Source organism: Terrimonas sp. (genome assembly GCF_003075435.1).
GTDB lineage: Bacteria > Bacteroidota > Bacteroidia > Chitinophagales > Chitinophagaceae > Agriterribacter.
Window position 1 is genome coordinate 1 of record NZ_QCZJ01000073.1, and the last position, 1,720, is coordinate 1,720.

Below are 1,720 nucleotides of genomic sequence, written 5' to 3' on the forward strand. Positions count from 1 at the left end.
AAGTTTCAATTACTTTTAGAAATTATTTACTACAGCAGCGCAAGAGATTTTTATGGCAAAAGGGCTTGATTGTATAAACGGCACAAGCGAGACGTGGCTGTTGCACAACTAACGCACATATTGTGGATATAGACAAACAGGGCATTGAGTTTGTTGAGTAATGTGCTATGCAAGGCAAAAAACACTATCAAGAGAAATTATTTACCAGCTTTCAGCTAAGCAACCATGTGCCGGAGGATAATTTTTATCGCAGGTTAAAAGAGGTACTCCCCATGCAGTGGATTTATAAGGCGACAAAAAAATATTATGGACATGAAGGACAACGGAGTATTGATCCCGTTGTTTTCTTTAAGCTGATACTGATAGGATATTTGGAAAATTTATGTAGTGATCGTCGTATAATAAGCACAGCCCAAATGAGGTTAGACATGCTCTTGTTTATCGGATATGATATTGACGAACAATTGCCTTGGCACAGTACATTAAGTCGCACCCGACAATTATATGGAGAGGACGTTTTTAGAGAACTGTTCAAAAAGGTATTAAGCCTTTGCATTGATAAAGGAATGGTTTCAGGAAAAAGGCAGGCAATAGATAGCGTTTTTGTGCAAGCCAATGCTTCAATGGAAAGCCTGCAAAAAAAGGCAATTCTCAACGATGCAGATACATACGCAGAAGAACTCGAGGTGAAAACAGAAAATGATGACAACAAGCCAGAAGATAAGGCTATTGTAAAAGATGCTGAAGACAAAAAGCCATATGGAAACGGCAACGCCTGGAGAAAAAATATGAGAAACAACTTGGTAAGCAGTACCACAGATGAGGATGCAAGAGTATCCGTAAAGCCCGGTAAAACAAGAAGGTTAAATTACCTGGCACAGGTAAGCGTTGATACTGAAGACCATGTTATAACGCACATTCAAAGCGATTTTGCAGATAAAAAAGACAGCCAGTGTATGCCATCTCAGCTTAATCACACAATTAATAATTTGTCAGAACATGGGCTTACAGTAGAAGAAGTACTCGCAGATGGCAATTATAGCAGTAGTGAAGCACTACGAACATTAGAAGAACATAATATTATTGGCTATATACCCAATTTTGGACACTACAAACCATTAAGAGAAGGTTTCGAGTACGATAAACAAAAGGACTGTTACACATGTATGGCTGGCAAAGAGCTTCCGTTTACGAGACATAAAGAAAGTCACGGCAATGGTAATTTAATGAAACAATATATCAGCAATCCTAAAGATTGTGCCGCATGTCCATTAAAAGAAAAATGTATTGGCAAAGGCAAGTTCAAAACAATAGCCGTTACTACAGCTAAAGAGTTGTTTGATAAAATGCATAAACGGTTGCAAATGCCACAAGCTACTAAGATGAAAAAGCTAAGAAGTAGCACAATAGAACCGGTGTTAGGAACGCTGGTTAATTATTTAGGTATGCGAAGAGTAAATACAAAAGGAATCATACTTGCTGGTAAATGCATGATAATGGCAGCTATTGCATATAATGTTAAAAAACTGCTGAGGTTTGCAGCGAAAAAACTGTTATCTGGTTCAGAAATCATTCAAGGCGTCGTCAATTCCGTTCTAATTTTAGCTAAGGTTTTTATTGCTAAAATCAGGTGGTATTTTTTTAAAAGTTGTATAGGTATCCAAAAATAGACTTGCATTTTTTAAATCAAGGTTGTGCAACAGCCACGAGACGCTTGCGC

The 1,720-nt window shown here is 37.7% G+C and carries 1 protein-coding gene; it reads left to right on the forward strand.

What is annotated here, in order from left to right; translation table 11 throughout:
• The first annotated feature begins 167 nt into the window (after positions 1-167).
• Positions 168-1,670, forward strand: a complete 1,503-nt coding sequence (locus DC498_RS25885; protein WP_206197751.1) for an IS1182 family transposase — start codon at positions 168-170, stop codon at positions 1,668-1,670.
• Positions 1,671-1,720: the final 50 nt, after the last annotated feature.

Excerpts from the sequence above, each read along its gene's own strand:
- DC498_RS25885 (WP_206197751.1), top strand. The coding sequence starts at position 168 with ATGCAAGGCAAAAAACACTATCAAGAGAAATTATTTACCAGCTTTCAG.